At 55.1% G+C, this 17,232-nt stretch carries 15 protein-coding genes; 5 read left to right on the top strand and 10 right to left on the bottom strand.

The window, feature by feature from the left end; genetic code table 11:
- Nucleotides 1–120: 120 nt before the first annotated feature.
- The 3 genes from PMI17_RS05195 to PMI17_RS05185 form a co-directional block, all read right to left on the bottom strand.
- A complete protein-coding gene (locus tag PMI17_RS05195; protein ID WP_007886825.1) occupies nucleotides 121–1,104 on the bottom strand; it encodes a nucleoside hydrolase in 984 nt (327 codons plus the stop codon).
- A 12-nt stretch (nucleotides 1,105–1,116) separates the two neighbouring features.
- A complete protein-coding gene (locus tag PMI17_RS05190; RefSeq protein ID WP_007886824.1) occupies nucleotides 1,117–2,139 on the bottom strand; it encodes a LacI family DNA-binding transcriptional regulator in 1,023 nt (340 codons plus the stop codon).
- A gap of 74 nt (nucleotides 2,140–2,213) precedes the next feature.
- Nucleotides 2,214–3,608, bottom strand: coding sequence for an MFS transporter (locus PMI17_RS05185; RefSeq protein WP_007886822.1), 1,395 nt, complete (start codon nucleotides 3,606–3,608; stop codon nucleotides 2,214–2,216).
- Nucleotides 3,609–4,192: 584 nt separating this feature from the next.
- On the opposite strand from PMI17_RS05185, the gene PMI17_RS05180 reads away from it, so the two are divergent.
- Complete coding sequence (locus PMI17_RS05180) at nucleotides 4,193–4,747, top strand: histidine phosphatase family protein (RefSeq protein WP_007886821.1); 555 nt, start codon at nucleotides 4,193–4,195, stop codon at nucleotides 4,745–4,747.
- On the opposite strand, the gene PMI17_RS05175 is transcribed toward PMI17_RS05180, so the two are convergent.
- Nucleotides 4,744–5,703: a YncE family protein gene (locus PMI17_RS05175; protein ID WP_007886818.1), complete on the bottom strand. Its 960-nt coding sequence runs from the start codon at nucleotides 5,701–5,703 to the stop codon at nucleotides 4,744–4,746. The genes PMI17_RS05180 and PMI17_RS05175 overlap by 4 nt on opposite strands.
- A gap of 417 nt (nucleotides 5,704–6,120) precedes the next feature.
- Here PMI17_RS05175 and PMI17_RS05170 point away from each other — a divergent pair, with 417 nt between their 5' ends.
- Nucleotides 6,121–7,134, top strand: a complete 1,014-nt coding sequence (locus tag PMI17_RS05170) for a glycosyltransferase family 32 protein (protein ID WP_007886816.1) — start codon at nucleotides 6,121–6,123, stop codon at nucleotides 7,132–7,134.
- Here the strand turns inward: PMI17_RS05170 and PMI17_RS05165 are convergent.
- Nucleotides 7,108–8,031 carry a LysR family transcriptional regulator gene (locus PMI17_RS05165; RefSeq protein WP_007886814.1) on the bottom strand — a complete coding sequence of 308 codons (924 nt, stop codon included), beginning with the start codon at nucleotides 8,029–8,031 and terminating at the stop codon, nucleotides 7,108–7,110. The genes PMI17_RS05170 and PMI17_RS05165 overlap by 27 nt on opposite strands.
- A 120-nt stretch (nucleotides 8,032–8,151) precedes the next feature.
- On the opposite strand from PMI17_RS05165, the gene PMI17_RS05160 reads away from it, so the two are divergent.
- Complete coding sequence (locus PMI17_RS05160) at nucleotides 8,152–8,541, top strand: tautomerase family protein (RefSeq protein ID WP_007886812.1); 390 nt, start codon at nucleotides 8,152–8,154, stop codon at nucleotides 8,539–8,541.
- 216 nt (nucleotides 8,542–8,757) lie between these two features.
- Entirely contained in the window at nucleotides 8,758–11,055 is a 2,298-nt protein-coding gene (opgB, locus tag PMI17_RS05155; RefSeq protein WP_007886810.1) for a phosphatidylglycerol--membrane-oligosaccharide glycerophosphotransferase, read from the top strand.
- Between the two features lie 70 nt (nucleotides 11,056–11,125).
- Here opgB and PMI17_RS05150 read toward each other — a convergent pair whose 3' ends face one another.
- Complete coding sequence (locus PMI17_RS05150) at nucleotides 11,126–11,833, bottom strand: GNAT family N-acetyltransferase (protein WP_007886809.1); 708 nt, start codon at nucleotides 11,831–11,833, stop codon at nucleotides 11,126–11,128.
- Between the two features lie 108 nt (nucleotides 11,834–11,941).
- Here PMI17_RS05150 and PMI17_RS05145 point away from each other — a divergent pair, with 108 nt between their 5' ends.
- Nucleotides 11,942–13,390, top strand: a complete 1,449-nt coding sequence (locus PMI17_RS05145; RefSeq protein ID WP_007886808.1) for a PLP-dependent aminotransferase family protein — start codon at nucleotides 11,942–11,944, stop codon at nucleotides 13,388–13,390.
- Here the strand turns inward: PMI17_RS05145 and PMI17_RS05140 are convergent.
- The 4 genes from PMI17_RS05140 to PMI17_RS05125 all read right to left on the bottom strand — a co-directional run bounded on the left by PMI17_RS05140 (nucleotide 13,387) and on the right by PMI17_RS05125 (nucleotide 17,175).
- Nucleotides 13,387–13,872: an RcnB family protein gene (locus PMI17_RS05140; RefSeq protein ID WP_007886807.1), complete on the bottom strand. Its 486-nt coding sequence runs from the start codon at nucleotides 13,870–13,872 to the stop codon at nucleotides 13,387–13,389. The two genes, PMI17_RS05145 and PMI17_RS05140, sit on opposite strands and share 4 nt — an antisense overlap.
- Before the next feature lie 156 nt (nucleotides 13,873–14,028).
- Entirely contained in the window at nucleotides 14,029–15,216 is a 1,188-nt protein-coding gene (locus PMI17_RS05135; RefSeq protein ID WP_007886806.1) for a serine hydrolase, read from the bottom strand.
- Between the two features lie 142 nt (nucleotides 15,217–15,358).
- Nucleotides 15,359–16,141, bottom strand: a complete 783-nt coding sequence (locus PMI17_RS05130) for a MetQ/NlpA family ABC transporter substrate-binding protein (RefSeq protein ID WP_007886802.1) — start codon at nucleotides 16,139–16,141, stop codon at nucleotides 15,359–15,361.
- A gap of 17 nt (nucleotides 16,142–16,158) precedes the next feature.
- On the bottom strand, nucleotides 16,159–17,175 hold the full coding sequence (locus tag PMI17_RS05125; RefSeq protein ID WP_007886800.1) for an isopenicillin N synthase family oxygenase: 1,017 nt from the start codon (nucleotides 17,173–17,175) through the stop codon (nucleotides 16,159–16,161).
- Between the last annotated feature and the right edge of the window lie 57 nt (nucleotides 17,176–17,232).

The raw sequence follows: 17,232 nt of genomic DNA, 5'->3' as shown, positions 1-17,232 counted from the left end.
GGAATTGTCAGCGAGTGATTCGCGGTGTAAAAAAGCGTGTCATGTTGTAGAAGGGAACAGCCATAAAGGGCGTCCCTGGAACAGCGTAGGGTGCGCATTTATGCGCACCTGGAAAACGTTTCAACGTTGCAATTGATTAAACGCCTTTTCAATCATCTCCAGCAGCAGCGAATTATTGACGGTTTGCATCACATGCACCAGCGCGCCGGTTTGCTGTGGCACGCCAATATCCAGACGCAGCGGCGCGCGATAACGCCAGCTTTTCCCGCGCGTTGCGCCAGGGCGCAGCTCAATATCCACGTAATAATCAACGCCGTCGGCCACGCGCTGATTGAGCAACCAGGCCACCACCAGCGCATCGTGAATCCAGCATCCCGGCAGGTGACGGGTACGAATCGAATAGTCGATCCACGGACGCAATGTCTCACGCACAAACTGCGGCAACGGGTGCGGATTAGCGGTGATGCGGGTGAGGTCCTGCTGGGTCAGCAACGTTTGCGTCGTGGCATCCATCGGCACCAGCGTGATGGTGGCACCGCTATGCAGCACCTGATGCGCCGCTTCCGGATCGAGGCCAAAATTGGTGTCTTTGATGTAATCATCGAGCGCGAACACGCCGCCCATAATAACAATCTCCGCCACCGATTCCGCCATTTGCGGGTAACGCTGGAGCGCCAGCGCCACGTTGGTTAGCGGGCCAATCGCCACCAGGGTAAATTCGCCGGGATTGTCACAAATCAGCTGTCCCATCACCCCAGCCGCATCATGTCCATCGGCTGGAATGCGCTGCGGCTGGCGAACGCCGTGCCACAGTTCCCCGAGCTTTTCATCGGCAACATGGTCAAGACGCGCACGCCAGGGGGCTGGATCTTCACGCAATGCCTGCAAGGCGCCCTGCACCACCGGAATGTTAAGCCCCAGGCGCTGCAGCAGATCTTTTGCTACCTGCGCCCCAACCGCACTCGGCGTGTTGCCCGTCACGGTAGTGACCAGCTCAAGCGACAGCGAAGGTGAGGCCAATGCTAACGCCAGCGCCAGACCATCATCGGTATTAGCGCCCGCAATGCCGTTTCCCGGATCACAATCAATAATTAGTCTTTTCATAATGTTATAGTTTTATTCTGCTTGAGAGAGCTGACAGCCACAGGACTCACCAATTTCTAACTGGTGAGGGAATTCCGCCAGCCTGGCGTCGCCATCCCAGTTTTTGAGCATGGCAATCGCACTACGCGCCATATCGCGCAGCGGCTGACGGACGGTGGTCAACGTCGGCACATGAAACGCCGACTGATCGGTACCGTTAAAACACACCAGCGCGACATCCTGCGGCACGCGCAGTCCATGCTCTGACAGCGCACGAATACAGCCAATCGCCTGGCCTTCATTACTGGTAAACAGCGCACGTGGCACGCGACCGCTCGCCACCATGCGCTGTGCGGCGTCATAACCGCCCTGCCGCGTGTAGCTGGCGGGGAAAATCATCGCCTCATCCGCCGGCAAGCCCTGCTGCGCCAGCGCATCGCGCCAGCCCTGAATGCGATCTTGCGCGTTTAGCATGTCCAGCGGGCCGCTGATCATGCCAACCTTCTGGTAACCGTGACTGAGCAGATGCGCGGTGACCTGACACGCCGCTTCGCGTTCATTAACGCGCAGCATGTTGACGCCGGGACGCGGTTCAATACGATCCAGCATCACCAGTGGCGTACCGCTGGCCTGAATCACATCGATATAGGGATGGCGATCAACGCTGTTATAAAACAGGCCATCAACCTGACGATTTAGCAGGCCCTGAATGATCTCCAGCTCGCGCTTGCGATCGTCACCTGCATCGCCCAATAGCATGACGTGGCCGTGATTCATCGACTCCTGCAACAGCATGTGCGCCATTGAGGCAACAAAGGGGTTACCAATGTTCGGCACCACTAAACCAAAGGTTTTGGTGCTGCCGGAAGCCAGCGCACGCGCCACCGCATTCGGGCGATAGCCGGTCTGTTTAATCGCCTCCAGCACGCGCTGCCGCGTGGCTTCTGCCACCGGGCGTGGACCGTTATTGATCACGTAACTGACCACCGCCACCGAGGTCCCGGCAACTTTTGCCACATCGGTGCGCGTCACATTTCCGGTTGGAGATTTCGCCATTCCTTTGCCCCTGCGTAAATGCCATTGGCCGGGAGCGCCGGCCAATGAGGTGATGTTTTACGCGATCCTGCTGGTCAAATTGCATCTTCCGGCAGATTGAGATCGCGTCCGCGCGTTTCCGGAGCCACAAAGGTGGTAAGGAAACCGATGCTGGCCATCGCAGTGAAGTACACCGCAATCGGCCACCAGTGTCCGGTGAACGACAACAGCGCCGCCGCCACTAACGGTGCGGTGCCTCCAGAAAGGATAGACCCTAGCTCTTTGGCGACGGCCATCTTGGTGTAACGACGTTTAACGCCAAACATCTCGACGCCCCACGCCGCCTGCACGCCAAAAATACCCAGCGATGCCAGCGCCATACCCACCACAATCACCGCGATAACAATGGTAGGATCGCGGCTATCCATCAGGCTAAAGGCCGGCCAGGCGTAGAACATCAGTAACAGGCAGAAGCAGCGATAGGTAATACGGCGGCCAAAACGATCCGACAGCCAACCCGCAAAAGGAATGATCAGGAAGCCCAGCAGCGAGGCGATAAATACCGCCGTGGTGGGGACCGATTTGTCGAGCATCAGCACTTTCGCCACGTAACCGACAATAAAGCCCTGCGCCAGATAAGAGGGGCCGTTCTCGCCAATACGTAATCCCACCATGGTCCAGAAGGCGCGGCTGCGCTGCCAGAAGCTGCGGGTGTCCACCTCTTCCTGCGCCTGTGCCAACGTCGCGCTGCGCTCAGCCTGTAACTCTGCCTGCTGGCGTTCAAACACCGGCGTTTCACGCAGATGGCGGCGGATCCACAATGCCACCACCGCAATCAGCACGCTGCTGAGGAACGGAATGCGCCAGCCCCACGCCAGCAAACTCTCTTTGTCCATCTGGATTACCGCCAGCCACACCAGCGAGGCGATGAGCGTGCCGCTGTTCGAACCCAGCGCAATCACCGATGACACCAGACCGCGACGTTCAACCGGCGCATATTCGCCTAGCATCACGGTACCGCCAGACAGCTCTGCGCCGGCGCCGAGCCCCTGCGTAAAGCGCAGCAGCACCAGACACGCCGGTGCCCACACGCCAATGCTGGCGTAGGAGGGAATCAGGCCAATTAATGTGGTAGAAGCGCCCATCAGAATGATGGTGGCGATCATCACCGTTTTGCGGCCTTTACGATCGCCGATCCAACCAAACAGCAACGCGCCAATCGGGCGGGCAATGAAGCCAACGGACCAGGTAGCAAAACTTGAGAGTAAGGCGATGGTTGGCGTGGCTTCGGGGAAGAAGACGTCACCAAAGATGATGCCCGCAGCGAGGCCATAAAGGGCAAAATCCGCATATTCCATCGCGGTGCCGAGCCAGCAGGAGAAGGTGGCGCGCCAGAAGTCTTTGCGGCCAGCAGTGGTTTCAAGCCGCGCATCGGCAGCAGAGGAGGCGTTGAGTGCGCTTTGTTGCGAAACGGAGTGATGTACCGTCATGACCATTTCCCTGAGAGAGGTAAAAACAGCAAACGCCCTTCCGTGGGTCAGTTCCCTTGCAACAAGCGGAACTCCCCGGTGGCGACGTTCAGTAGGCAAACCTGGATGAAAAATCAGTAATGAATTCCCTGGTGTTGGAATTCGCTTCTTCGCCTGTTTCCGTCGATGTCATTTTCATCGATCGCATTAGTGAGGCAAATGTAACTGGGTCATCTCAAGGCCAACTTCGTCTCTGGCACCGTGAGTTATCACTATGGAGATAGTCTATCTACGCGCGTAGATAAATCAAGCGATAATAGTGATATTTATTAATTAATCTTCACTATAACTCAGGGGTAAAAGACAAAAAAGGCATTAATTCATGACATTACATCTAATGCGCGTGAACAAAAAAATGTCAGTTGCCGCATGATTGACGATTATTGCTTACCATTTAGCGCAGGAGCCTGATTCTTCATCGCGCTGTTTTTCGCACACTTGAGTTAAGCTTTGATGACAGTCAGGCATTACTCTTAAAACCCACCGCCGGGTCACGATAAGCGCACCATCTGCATTACACTGGAGCAACGTCAATCAGGGGCCCTATGACCATTATTCTCATGCGACACGGTAAACCCGATCATCCGGTTAGCGGGCGCTTTACGGCGCGGGCGCTGGCCGACTGGTGTGAAGGATACGATCAGGCTGATATTTGCGACTCGCCGCCGCCGCGCAGTCAGACGATTGCGCGCCAGGCCAGCGTGATTGCCACCAGCCCGCTGCCGCGCGCGCGATCGTCGCTAACGCGTCTTGGTTTGCAGCCGCACGCGGTGGATGAGGTATTTAGCGAAGTCGCGATGCCTACGCTGCCGTTTGAGCGCCTTCACCTGCCGCTAACCGTCTGGCTGTCCCTGTTGCGTCTGCTGTGGCTTTGCGGCTATGCCGGGCATGTGGAGTCGGTGCAACATGCGCGCGAACGCGCTCGACTGGCCGCGGATAAACTGGTCTCGCTGTCGCAGCAAGGCACAGTGTTGCTGGTGGGACACGGCATCATGAACAAACTGATTGCACGCGAGTTGCGTAAGCGCGGCTGGCAAGCAGAAAAACATGCCAGCAGCCGCCACTGGAGCAGTGCGATTTATCATCGCCCCTTTATTTAACCCGAAGGGTTAAGCTGGAAGTAGCTCAACACTTCACAACCGGTGCCGGCCTGCGGCGTGGCAATCACCTTCATTTGCTGCAGATCAATCAGGCTGAGCGAACCGTCGCCCTCGTTGGCAATCAGCAAACTGCGATTGTCTTCACTGAAGCAGCCATCCATCGGTTTATTGCCAACACGAATATCGCCTAACGGATTGAGTAAATCGTCAAACAGCGTCACCACCGGCTCCTGGTCGCCAATCGCCACCAGTCGTTCGCCATTGGCGCTAAAGCGCACCACCTGACACGGTTGTTGATGCCCAGGTAACGTCAGGCGCTGACGGATGCGATGACTTTGCCGATCGACGACATACAGCAGCGGCGCATCCGCGGCACTCGCCACCAGATAGGGATGTTTCGGTGAGGCAGCAATCCCTGAGATCGCTCCTGGCATCAGAATGTTATCGATAATGCGCCCTTCTGCCTCGCACAGATCCACCACGGTAATGCTGGCATCCTCTTCGTTCTCGGTAAACAGTTTGCGGCCGCTAGGCGATAGCGTCAGCCGGTGCGCATTGTGCGACGGCAGCTGAATGGTTTTTTCCAGTCGATCGCTGACCGGATCAATCACCGCGACCACCGCGCTGTTTTCACAGCAGAGATAGACTTTGCCGTCACGTCCCAGTTGGCCGCTGTGCGGCGCTTTTAACGGCGACAAATCAATAAAGCCACTGATCTGACGCAAACGCAGATCGATGATCGCCACTTTGTGACCCGGATGCGGATTGTCGCCGTGAATGCCATCGCCGTAGATCGGTACATACGCTTTCTCCAGCTGTGGCAGCATCAGTAACTCATGCGGCCGCGGGGGAAAAGCATTTAACTCTTGCTCAACGGCAAAGGTTTCGGGATTGAGAAACAGCACGCGATTGCCCTGCTTATCGACCGCCAGTAGGCCACGGTTGTGTCGCTGCATAGTGTCTCCTTTGGTTAATCACCTCCTTTAAGCGTAGCTAACCCTCACTGACGGTGGGATTCTCACCGCAGACCAGCGGAAAATGCAGTGAGGTTAACCAGTGATCTCACGCCCACTTTTTAATTCAATCCGCAGCCTGCGCCACGCCAACCTTATTTTATTAGGAATAGTCTTAAGCTGAAAAAAGTGAATAAACAACAATCCAGTATGTTATTCAGCGTTAATTTAAAACTTAACGGATCCTTGATTTTCCGCTTTATCTGAAAGAAGTAAAAAGTGGTAGCCGCACAGCACAGAATGTTTTATTAAGCTCTGGAGAGTATTTTTTTACACAGCACAAAGAAAGGGATAATCAAGAGCGCTCAGCGCCAGTAACAGGGAAGCCTTGCCACCATAATCACAATAATCAGGTGCATCATGAATAAAAAACGCCTTCAGCCAGCCTTAAACCTCTGGCATAACTGGAAAAGACTCGCCTTTACCAGCCAGACTTTCCTGCAGAAAAAACAGCATAATGCGCTCTGTGCGCCGGAATACGATCCCAGCGAAGAGGACAATATCGTGTTGCTTTCTGGCGAAAAAGATCTGCCAGAGATTCCAAAAAAAGTGTGGATGTATTGGGATAATGAATATTTACCCAAATCGATGGCGCTAAATATTAAAAAGATTCGTCAGGATAATCCCGATCATGAAATTCATTTATTAAACCGCTTAACGGTAAAAGAAGTTTTACCTGACTTTATCTTTACCTCTTCACAATTAAGCGCACAGCAGCGCAGCGAAGTCATTCGCCTGGAGTTGCTATTACGTTATGGCGGCATTGCTATTGATTGCAGCACGTTATTATTTGAAGATCTCTCCTGGGTGCATCGCGCACATCAGGAACGTGGTATGGATGTGATTGGTTATTATCACGAAAATGCCACCGTTAATTATCTCGCGCCGGTGATTGAGAGCTGGTTCCTGGCGGCGACAGCCAATAATCCGTTTATTCGTGAATGGCAAAAACATTACGCGCCGATTAAACATCTCGGCGAACAAAATTATTTCAATGAATTGACCAAACGCGATGATTATTCGCTGCTGACGCAGAAGATTGCCCAGCCGGAACAGCAACTGGGTTCGCTGGCGCAGCAAATCGCCATGCGTGAATATCGCCGGGTCAATCTCTATCTGCGTAAATGCGAGGCGAACGCCTATTACTATCAGCGCCTGAGCGGCTGGAAAAGTGAGGCGTTTGCCCACGCGGTGCTGTTTCACCAGCGCCCGCATACGCCACCGCCGGTGATTAAGCTCAGCGGCAATGAACAGTTGCATCTCGACTTCAACCTGCGCCTCGGTCACTACAACCGCAGCAGCCTGTTGGGCCAAATGATGCAACCGCATACGCCCATCACGCTGGCGTCACCCATCAACAAAGCGCGCGCGTAACCAGTGGATAAAGGTGGTCACCGCCCGTGGCACCTGTGCAGCATACGGGCGTACCACCCATAAACGATCGGCGAAGGCATCGATCGTCTGCCACTGCGGCAGCACCTGCTGCAGCGTACCGCTGGCGAGTGCCGCGCTGGCGCTGAAATCAGGTAGCATCGCGATACCTACTCCCTGCAATGCTGCGTCACGAATCGACTCGCTATTGTTAGTGGCAAAGTTGCCCTGAATCTTTACCTGCACAGTTTCACTGACGTTGCTGGCCAAGCGAAAGCGCCACTGCGGCGACTCTAAACCCCGCGGATAATACAGGCAGTTATGCTGCTGCAGCGCCTGCGGCCTATCTGGCACCCCGTTTTGTGCCAGATAGGCGGGGGAAGCCACCAGCAGCGCGTGGGTTTCACACAGCGGCAGCGCCACGTGCGTTTCCGGCAGGTTATCGCTGTGGCGAATCGCCAGATCAAATCCTTCACTGCCCAGCGAGACCAAACGATCGGTCACATCCAGCTGCAGGCGCACCTGCGGATAATCCCGCAAGAAATCACCAATAATCGGCACCAGCTGCTGACGCGCAAAGGCTACCGGAGCCGTTACGCGCACCATGCCACGTACCGGTCCCGCTTCATCGCGCACGCTGAAAAAGCTCTGCGCGATGCGCGCAAAGGGATCGCGCAGCTCATCCACCAGCTTTTCACCGGCGGAAGTGAGACGCACGCTGCGCGTGGTGCGCTGCACCAACGCCACCCCGGCCATCTTTTCCAGTTCTTTAATCTTTTGGCTCATCGCCGCTTTGCTGACGTCTAAGCGCTCCGCTGCACGCGTAAAACTGCCGAGCTCAGCCAGCACGGTTAACCAGTGCAAATGGACCCAAAGGCTATCGGTTTTAATTTCTTTCATCTTCATTGTTCAAAATAATAAATAATCATTTCAACCAGCACGCTTTTTCTTTCCGGCAGCAAGCGGCAGCATAGAGCCACATCCTACTCTTTTCATGTGAGCAAAAACGAGGGTTTATTGATGCCATTACTGACATTTGACGTTATTCAGGGCCGTTCTGAAGCAGAATTACGGACTTTACTGGATGCCGCGCATCGCGCGGTGTTAACGGCGTTCAAAGTGCCCGCACGCGATCGCTATCAGATTGTTCATGAAAACAAAGGCTACCAGATGGTCTTTCAGGACACCGGTTTGGGTTTTGAGCGCAGCGATAATCTGGTGATGGTACGCGTTTATACCAGCCCGAGAAGTGAAGAACAGAAGTGTCTGTTTATGGCAGAGTTAGCGCGCGAGCTGCAGGAAAATTGTGGCGTACAGGGCACAGATTTGATGATTAGTTTTATCACCAACAGTAAAGGTGACTGGAGCTTTGCCGATGGCGAAGCGCAATACCTCACTGGCAAACTCTAATTTCCCTTCTCTGCCCTCACTGGTAGCAGCCGTTGCGTTGCTACCAGGCCAAACCACAGCCAGCCTAAACCCGCCATAAACGAATCGGAATGCATCGCACAAATCTGGTTGGATGTGTTGCAGCCTTGTGACACCCGATATAGATTGACGCAAAAATCCCCCAAAGAGGGTCGTTGACGCAGGGAATGCGTATTCATTCAAGATGAGGATCTGACGTTGTCCGAAATGGTTTCGGTTGTACTCTTTTTGGCTGCGATTGCGGTCTACTCCTTTAAAGCCGGGCGAAATAAATTCTGGTTTAGTCTGATCTTGCTGCTGCTTACTCTGTTCATCGTGCTTAACGTCACGCTGTTCGCCAGCAACTATTTCACGGGCGATGGAATCAATGATGCGGTGCTCTACACCCTAACCAATAGCCTGACGGGCGCGGGCGTGAGCAAATATGTGGTGCCGGCCATCGGGTTAATCATTGGCCTGTTCTCGCTATTTTGCCTGCTTACATGGCTGCTGCGTCGCCGCAAGACCCAGCATCATCTCGGCTGGAGTTTACTGGCTATTGCCTGTGCTGCCGGTTCGGTACAAACCACGCCGGCGTTTCGTCAGGTGAAAGAGCTGATCGCCTCCCACACGCGTCTCGCTGATTCAGATTTCGAAACCTATTACAAAACGCCAAACAAGGTGATAGCGGAGCCGAAGCTCAATCTGGTCTATATCTATGGCGAAAGCCTCGAACGGACCTACTTCGATCAGCAGGCCTTTCCCGGCCTGGCGCCCGAACTCAGCCGTGAAAAAGACCAGAGCATCGATTTCAGCCAAACCGAACAGTTACCCGGCACCGACTACACCATTGCCGGCATGGTGGCTTCGCAGTGCGGCATTCCGCTGTTTGCCCCTTTTGATGGTAACGCCTCGGCTTCGCTCTCCAGCTTTTATCCGCAGAATATTTGTCTCGGCGATATCCTGAAAAACTCCGGCTACGAAAACTGGTTTATACAGGGCGCGGATTTGCGTTTCGCCGGTAAAGATACTTTTCTGCTGTCGCACGGCTTTGATGCCGCCAATATGTACGGCTCTGAGGAGCTCAAAAGCCGCGTCGCCGATCCCGCCTATCGCAATAACTGGGGCTACTACGATGACACGGTGATGGATGAGGTATTTGAGAAATACGAGGAGCTGTCCCGTGAGCAGAAGCGCTTTGCATTGTTCACGCTAACGGTAGATACCCATCATCCGGATGGTTTTATCTCGCGCAGCTGCCAACGCAAAAGCTACAGCTATGACGGAAAACCGAACCAGTCATTTAGTGCCGTGGCCTGTTCACAAGAGCATGTCGCGCGGCTGATTGAGCGCATTAAGGCCTCGCCGTGGTTTAAAAATACCATCATCGTGGTGACGTCCGATCACTTGGCGATGAACAACACGGCGCATCAATATTTGATCAAACAGCCGCGCCATGACCTGTTTATGGTCATTCGTGGCGATCAGCCACAGGCGGAAGTGCTCGATAGCAAACGCAGCACGCTGGATAACGGTGCGACGGTGCTGGATATTCTCGGCGGTGATAACGCCATCGGCCTGGGGCGCAGCGGTCTCTCTTCGGTCTCGCTGTCTACCCAGTTTGAGGATATGGCGAAGCGCGTCACGGCGTGGAAAGCGGATATCATCCAACTGTGGAATTTCCCCAGTAAGATGGAGAGCTTCACGGTCGATCAGCAGAAGAATACTTTCAGCTTCTCGGGCGCGACCTTCAAGCTGCCGATTCTGTTCCGCGTCTCTGATAAACATGTCGAACCGCTGCCGGAAGGTGAATACGCTGAGCCACTGCGCTATCAGCTCTCCAAATTCGCTGCCGCTGACAAATTCGTCTGGGTCGATCGCTGCTTCAAGATGGCCCGCCTGTGGCAGCCAGATTTGGCACTATCGAACGATCTGTGTATTTCGATGGGGCAAATGGGCGGCAAACCGAGCGTAACCCGAATTGATAAGCCGCTGTGGAAAAGTAAAGTCACCTTCCCGAAAGCGGAGGTGAGCACAGCGACGTTCCAGCTGAACGAACAGCAGATTCGCATTGAAGACAATGCTATTCGCTACAACGCAGACAGCTTCCTGTTAACGGTGCCCGGCGCGCCGAGCAGTGTTAAGAGCTTCAAAGGCATATCACGGCTGGAAAACTGGGGACGTTGGTCGAACGCTAATCTGGCACCTGAAGTGAATATTGAATACAACGATCCGCTGCCTGAGCGCTTTGATGTGGTGATCACCGCGCGTGGCTTCGGCCCCAATGCGCATCGGCCAATCCCGGTGCGCGTGGGAGATCAGGAGCAACCGTTGAATCTGGGGGAGGATTTCTCCACCACCACGCTGCATTTCACCAATCCCACCGGTAGCCGCAACTTGATTATTGCACCGCCGGAACCGCAGGAGTCGAATGACGGCAACATCATCGGCCAGGATCCGCGCAAACTGGGCATCGGTATGGTGGATATAAAAATTATTCCGCAGCCGCAACGTTAAGCTGATTCTGCTGGACTTCAAGGCCTGCCTGCGTGCAGGCCTTTTTTATTAGCGAATCGCGTTACTTTCTCTACACGCGCAGTGCCTCCAGCCTTTCACGCTGCGTTCCCTGCTCCGTAAAGTTCTCCGCCGCCAGCCAGCGTTCGAAGCCCTGTTTCACCTGCGGCCACTCGCTGTCGATGATGGAGAACCAACAGGTATCACGGCTGCGGCCTTTATAAACAATCGCCTGACGGAAGGTACCTTCGAACTGAAATCCCAACCGCTGCGCCGCGTTACGTGAGGGTTGATTGCAACTGTCGCACTTCCACTCATAACGGCGATAGCCCAAGTTTTCAAAGGCATAACGCATCAGCAAATAATGCGCTTCAGTGGCCATACGGGTTTGCTTCAGCAGGGGCGAAAAGGCGACGTGGCCGACTTCAATCGATCCGTGCGTGGCATCAATGCGCATCAACGCCAGGCTGCCAACCGCGCGATTGCTGGCCGGATCGATTACCGCGAAATGCAGCGGATCGCGGCCGTTTTCCAGCTGACGCGCATAAGCCACATAAGCCGCCTCATCTGCAAAGGGCTCGGCGAACATATAGGTCCAATCTCGCCCATCCGCAGCTTGCGCATAGGCGGCAAACAGTTCGCGGCCATGACGATCGGCACTGAGCGGCTCTAGCCGGCAATAGTCACCCGAAAAAGTCTCATACTCTGGCCAGGCGCGGGGTTGCCAATCGGGCAGCGGAAATCCTACCGGTTGTCCATAAACGTTGGTGTGTTGCGACATTCCTCGATTCCTTAAAAAGTTAGGGGCCTGTGCAGCAGAGTGCCACTTTGCTGGAGTGTTAAAAAGCGCCACAATGATGCCATTTGATGGATCCACGGAAATGCGCTTATGAGTGATGTTGAGCTACACCGATTATTACTGGCACCGCTGGAAACCCATGGCGCGCAGACACTGCAGCAACAGCTTTTTCAGCGCATCAAACAGGCGATTCTGACGGGAAAACTGGCGGCCGGTACGCGCTTGCCCGCCACGCGACAGCTGGCGCTGGATCTTAACGTTTCACGAAATACGGTGATGGCCGTGTGGTCACAGCTACAGGCCGAAGGTTTCATCATCAGCGATCGCCAGGGCAGTCGCATCGGTAACATGGCGCTGCAGGCCGCGGATAAAGAGCCGTACGCCAGTAGCGAGGTTACCTTGTCGCCGCGCATCGCCGAGCTGCGCTCCAGCCATCGCACCTTCAGCCAGGAGATGGCGCTGCGACCCGGTGTTCCTTCGCTGGCGCATTTCCCGCTGGCACAATGGCGACGCGCATTGAACCGCGTGATGCTGCATCAGCCGCAGCAGCTGCTGGGCTATGGCGATCCGCTCGGCGAACGTACGCTGCGGGAAGCGCTGGCCCAGCATTTAGCTCTGGCGCGCGGCGTGCGCTGTACGCCAGAGCAAATCGTGATTACCGAAGGTGCGCAGCAGGCGCTTACGCTGTGCGTCGCGCTGCTTAGCAGCCCTGGCGACATCGGTTGGATTGAAGAACCTGGCTATCGCGGCGCAAAGGCGGCCATGCGCCTCGGTGATATGCAGATTGAGCCGGTAAACGTCGATAGCCAGGGCCTGGCAGCCAATCCACAGGATTGGCTGCAGCGTCGGCCACGCCTGATTTACACCACGCCAACCCATCAATATCCCACCGGCGCGATCATGAGCGCACCGCGTCGTCTGGCGCTATTAGCGGCGGCACGTGAACATCAAACGTGGATTATCGAAGATGATTACGACAGCGACTTTCGTTACAGCGGAGAACCCATCGCCGCCATGCAGGGCATGATGCAACCTACGCCAGTGATCTACGTCGGTTCGTTCAGTAAAACGCTGTTTCCAGCACTGCGCCTCGGTTTTATGGTGTTGCCACCGCAGCTGCTAGCGCCGCTGCGTCCTGCCCTGCATGAACTGCTGCGCGGCGGCAATCGCCCGGAGCAGCAGGCGCTGGCGCTGTTTTTACGCAGCGGTGACTTCAGCCGCCATCTGAGCAAAATGCGTCGGCTCTATCGCCAACGTCAGGCAACGTTGCGTCAGGCTTTGCAGCAAACCTTTGGTGCTAAGGTAGCGATACAGGGCGGTGAATGTGGCATGCATCTGGTGTTATCACTGCCAGATGATCAAAACGATATGGCGCTGGTGGATCGGCTGATCCACAGTGGCTACGCGCCGGGCGCGCTGTCGGGATTTTATCTTGGAGAGAACAAGCAGCAAGGGCTGGTGCTGGGTTATGGCAACACCAGCACCAGCCAGATTACGGCGGGCGTCGCGCAGCTAGCGCGTCTGCTGCGCGGAGGTTAACCGCGGAAGAAGATTTCGCCCGATTTGCCCATCACGATCTTACCGCTGTCATCGGTGATCAGGATGTAGTTGGCATTGATATAAGCCCAATGCGTGCCAGGCTGCGGCGCGGGCAGATGGCGCGGCTGCCACTGGACAATGGTGTACTGCTTTTTACGATACTCTTCTGGCACCACATCGCCGACTTTGTACTCTTTGTAGTCGATGATAATGGTGGTCAGATCGTAATTATTGGGTGCCGTGGCATCGCCGCTTTGCGGAGGACGAATCGGTGCGACATCGCCACTGGATTCAGCCGGTTCATTGCTGGCGGGCGCATCGGCGGCTGGCGCCTGCGTTTGTGCGTCGGGTGCGGTCTGCTGCACCTGCGGCGGGGTGGGTACGGCATCCGTTTGCTCGCCTTCAGCCAGCGCAGCTGGCGTAAGGCTTAAAGCGCCCAGAAAAATTCCTGCAGAAAGAAGGGTGACGTGTGTCCTGCGCATTGGTGATTTCCACTCTGGTTAATTATTAACTGTCCAATTTACTGACAAGTGCGGCACGCAGAAGGTTCCCCCGGCGCGCTTAGCGCGTCAAATTTCGCTGCTCAGCATACCTCAGCTATCGCCATTTTTGGCGCAGTAAAATTGCAAGCAACCATGTTAATTACTGTGGTGTTTTTTCTGCGCCAGATCCATCAATAGAGCAATGCCGAGATAATTACTCCAGTTAAACGCGTTCTGCAGCACCACAATCGCATTGCCGTTCTGCTTATCGAAACCAATAAAGCTTGAGTAACCGCCAATATAACCGACCTGATAGGTAATTTGCTGATCGCCATAACGATCCGTCACCCAGGCGATATTTTGCGACTGATTGCCGTGCTGCTCGTAGCCGTGATTGACCTGCGCAAACGCCGCGTTGAGCGAGCTGCCCGCGCCGTCGTGCAGGTGCGCATCCAGATAGCGAATCAAATCGCGCGCGTTGCTATACAGGCTGGCGGCCGCCACCATATTGTTATTGAACGCCCAGTCTGGCGTTATTTGGCCACGTGGGATCAATTTTGGCTGATCGCCCGCATGGCCAATCGCACGCCACGGATAACCGCGCAGGCGTTGCGGCTCAAAGCTGCTGCTGGTCATGCCCAGCGGCTGAAACATGTTGCGTTGCGCCAGCGTTTCGATGTCCTGATGAAAGCGATGCTTGAGAATGTAGCCCAACAGCGCATAGCCAAGATTGGAGTAGCGGGCGGTGGGATGCGCAGGCGCGCTAAAATCGGCGAGATACTCCAACACCGCATCGCTGTCCAGGTTGCTGTAAAAGTTCTCGCCGCTGCGCAAATAGCCCATGAATTTTATGAACATCGGCAAATCCATATCCTGGCGCGGTAACCCCGAGGTGTGCGTTACCAGTTGTAGCAGCGTAATGCGTTTGGCATCGGCGCTCAGCGGCACGTTCGGCGGTAGCAGCGTCGCCAGCGTGTCGTTCCAGTGCAGCTCGCCCCGATCCACCAGCTCAATAATCACCTCGGCGGTGATGCCTTTACTCAGTGAACCCAGCGCGAACAAGGTATCGGGCGTGATGGGATAACGGTGCACCGCATCGGTGACGCCAAAGCTATAAAATGTGGGCTGACTACGCTGGTGGATGATCGCGATGCTGATGCCGGAAACCTGCTTCTGCTGCATGTAGTGACGCACAATGTCATCGACGTTTTCATTGAACGTGTCATGAGAAAGGTAAACTTTATCGCTCACCGGCGCGGAGGTTTGCGACAGCGTGCCGCAGGCATTGAGCAGCAGGCTGATGCACAGCAGAATGACGCATCGCGCTAAACGATGGCACAGCACCCGTTTTTTCCTGGCAAAGGTAATCATGGCAATGGATTTAGAGAATTTTTATGGTTTTAAAAAGGCGCGGCGGGTGTTGGTGGCGAAATATAGCACAGAAGAAAGTCAGCGCCACCTGGCAAAAACAGGAGGCGCCAGGGGATTAATGATTAACAGGAATAACCGAACCTTTGTAATGCTGGTTAATAAATTCAGCGGTTTGCTTTGACTCGAGATCTTTGGCTAATTCAATAATACGCGGATCGTGCGCCAGTTTCGGCGTGGTGACCAGCACGTTGGCGTACGGATTATCCTGCGCTTGTTCCAGCGCCAGCGCATCCTTTGAAGGCACTAATCCTGCCTGCAGTGCGTAGTTACCGTTGATGATGGCTAACTGTGCATCGTCCAGCGCGCGCGGCAGCTGCGGCGCTTCCACTTCAATAATTTTTAGATGATGCGGGTTGTCGGTAATGTCTGCCGATGTCACCAGCGTCTCAGCGCTGCTGCTCTTCAACTTCAGTAAGCCATTGGCCTGCAACAGATAAAGGGCGCGGCTCAGATTGGTGACGTTATTTGGCACCGCCACCTGCGCGCCATCAGGCAGATCTTTCAGTGATTTCACTTTGTGCGAGTAAATGCCCAGCGGCTCAATATGCACGGTAGCGACGACAGAAAATTTCTCGCCCAACGCTTTTTCCTGATCGCGCAGATAAGGCACATGCTGGAAGTAATTGGCATCCACGTCTCCGCGTGCCAGCGGTTCGTTGGCGTTAAGGTTGCCATTGAGTTCAATCACCTTAAGATCGAGCTTTTTATCGGTCTGTTTAATGTGGTTGAGGATTTCGCTGTGCGGTACGGCATCCGCCGCCACGCGCAGTGCCGCCGCCGATGCGTAAGTGCTGAACATCGAAACCATCGCCAACGTTGCTATCACCTTTTTATTCATCTGCTTCCCTTAGTTTCTTATGATTTAACGCTATTGAGCGTGTCAGCGTAATAACGCTGCGCTACGTCGCGATGCGATCGCAAACGCCCCTTGAGATAGTTCCAGCCCACCTCCCGCAGTAGCGGATTGCTGGGATCGCTGGTTGGTCCGCGTGCTTCCGCGGCCAGCTGAGGCGGCAGCTGATAGAGCGGGACTTCGGCGTCCAGCTGCGCGCCGAGGAAGAACGCGATCGAAATCCGCTGCTGGAGCGCAGGAGGCGATACCACGCGATGTACGGTGGCACGCAGATAACCATTGGTGGCAATTTCCAGCAATTCGCCGATGTTCACCACAAAAGCACCCGGTTTTGGCAGCGCATCTACCCAATTATCCGGCGTCACTTCCACCTGCAAACCTCTCTGCTCGTCCTGCAACAGAAAGGTTAGAAAACCGGAATCTTTATGTGCGCCAACGCCTTGCTGGCTGGCATCCGCATCCTGACCTGGATAGCGAATCAGCTTCACATGTTCGTTGGGATGCGTGCCGTAGAGCGCATCGAAGGCGTTCGGCGGCAGCGACAGCGATTTGGCGAAGGCGCGCAGTAAACGCAGTGCAACGTCGGTCATCGCCTGCTGCCACGCATGGATCACCGGGCGCAGCTGTGGCAGCGCCTGCGGCCATAAATTTGGGCCCTGCAGCTGCTTCCACGCCGCATCGTCCGGCTGCAACGTCAACGCCGCGCGCTCCGCGCCGATATCAAACTGCTCGCGCTGATCGCGCTGCTCACGGGTATATTCCACGCCCGCGCGGTTGTAGCCGCGAAAGTGCGGTGAGTGAATCATCGAAACGCGCTGCTTCTCTTCATCCGGCAAGGCAAAAAATGCCCGCGTGATGCTCTGCACGTTCTGCAGCAGTTGCGGATTGATGCCATGGTTAATTAAATAAAAGAAGCCCACGTCGCGCGCGGTTTCTCGCAGCTCGGCCAGATATTGCGCCTGTTCGGCATCAGGCAGTTCCAGCAGGGATAAATCCAGTACCGGCAACGTAGTGGCCATACATTTGCATCCTTTAGGCAGAAAAATTCTCTGTTTACGCTGCCATCTGTCAGCAAC

This window comes from Pantoea sp. GM01 (assembly GCF_000282675.1).
In the GTDB taxonomy this organism is placed as follows: domain Bacteria; phylum Pseudomonadota; class Gammaproteobacteria; order Enterobacterales; family Enterobacteriaceae; genus Pantoea; species Pantoea nemavictus.
Note: the sequence above shows the minus strand (reverse complement) of the source record. Positions and strands in the feature narration are given on the sequence as shown.

Bases quoted from the DNA above. Each gene is read 5' to 3' on its own strand.
- PMI17_RS05175 (WP_007886818.1), bottom strand. From the start codon at position 5,703: ATGCAGCGACACAACCGTGGCCTACTGGCGGTCGATAAGCAGGGCAAT.
- PMI17_RS05165 (WP_007886814.1), bottom strand. From the start codon at position 8,031: ATGAAAGAAATTAAAACCGATAGCCTTTGGGTCCATTTGCACTGGTTA.
- PMI17_RS05160 (WP_007886812.1), top strand. From the start codon at position 8,152: ATGCCATTACTGACATTTGACGTTATTCAGGGCCGTTCTGAAGCAGAA.
- PMI17_RS05140 (WP_007886807.1), bottom strand. From the start codon at position 13,872: ATGCGCAGGACACACGTCACCCTTCTTTCTGCAGGAATTTTTCTGGGC.
- PMI17_RS05125 (WP_007886800.1), bottom strand. From the start codon at position 17,175: ATGGCCACTACGTTGCCGGTACTGGATTTATCCCTGCTGGAACTGCCT.
- PMI17_RS05180 (WP_007886821.1), top strand. From the start codon at position 4,193: ATGACCATTATTCTCATGCGACACGGTAAACCCGATCATCCGGTTAGC.
- PMI17_RS05190 (WP_007886824.1), bottom strand. From the start codon at position 2,139: ATGGCGAAATCTCCAACCGGAAATGTGACGCGCACCGATGTGGCAAAA.
- PMI17_RS05130 (WP_007886802.1), bottom strand. From the start codon at position 16,141: ATGAATAAAAAGGTGATAGCAACGTTGGCGATGGTTTCGATGTTCAGC.
- PMI17_RS05185 (WP_007886822.1), bottom strand. From the start codon at position 3,608: ATGACGGTACATCACTCCGTTTCGCAACAAAGCGCACTCAACGCCTCC.
- PMI17_RS05195 (WP_007886825.1), bottom strand. From the start codon at position 1,104: ATGAAAAGACTAATTATTGATTGTGATCCGGGAAACGGCATTGCGGGC.
- PMI17_RS05145 (WP_007886808.1), top strand. From the start codon at position 11,942: ATGAGTGATGTTGAGCTACACCGATTATTACTGGCACCGCTGGAAACC.
- PMI17_RS05170 (WP_007886816.1), top strand. From the start codon at position 6,121: ATGAATAAAAAACGCCTTCAGCCAGCCTTAAACCTCTGGCATAACTGG.
- PMI17_RS05150 (WP_007886809.1), bottom strand. From the start codon at position 11,833: ATGTCGCAACACACCAACGTTTATGGACAACCGGTAGGATTTCCGCTG.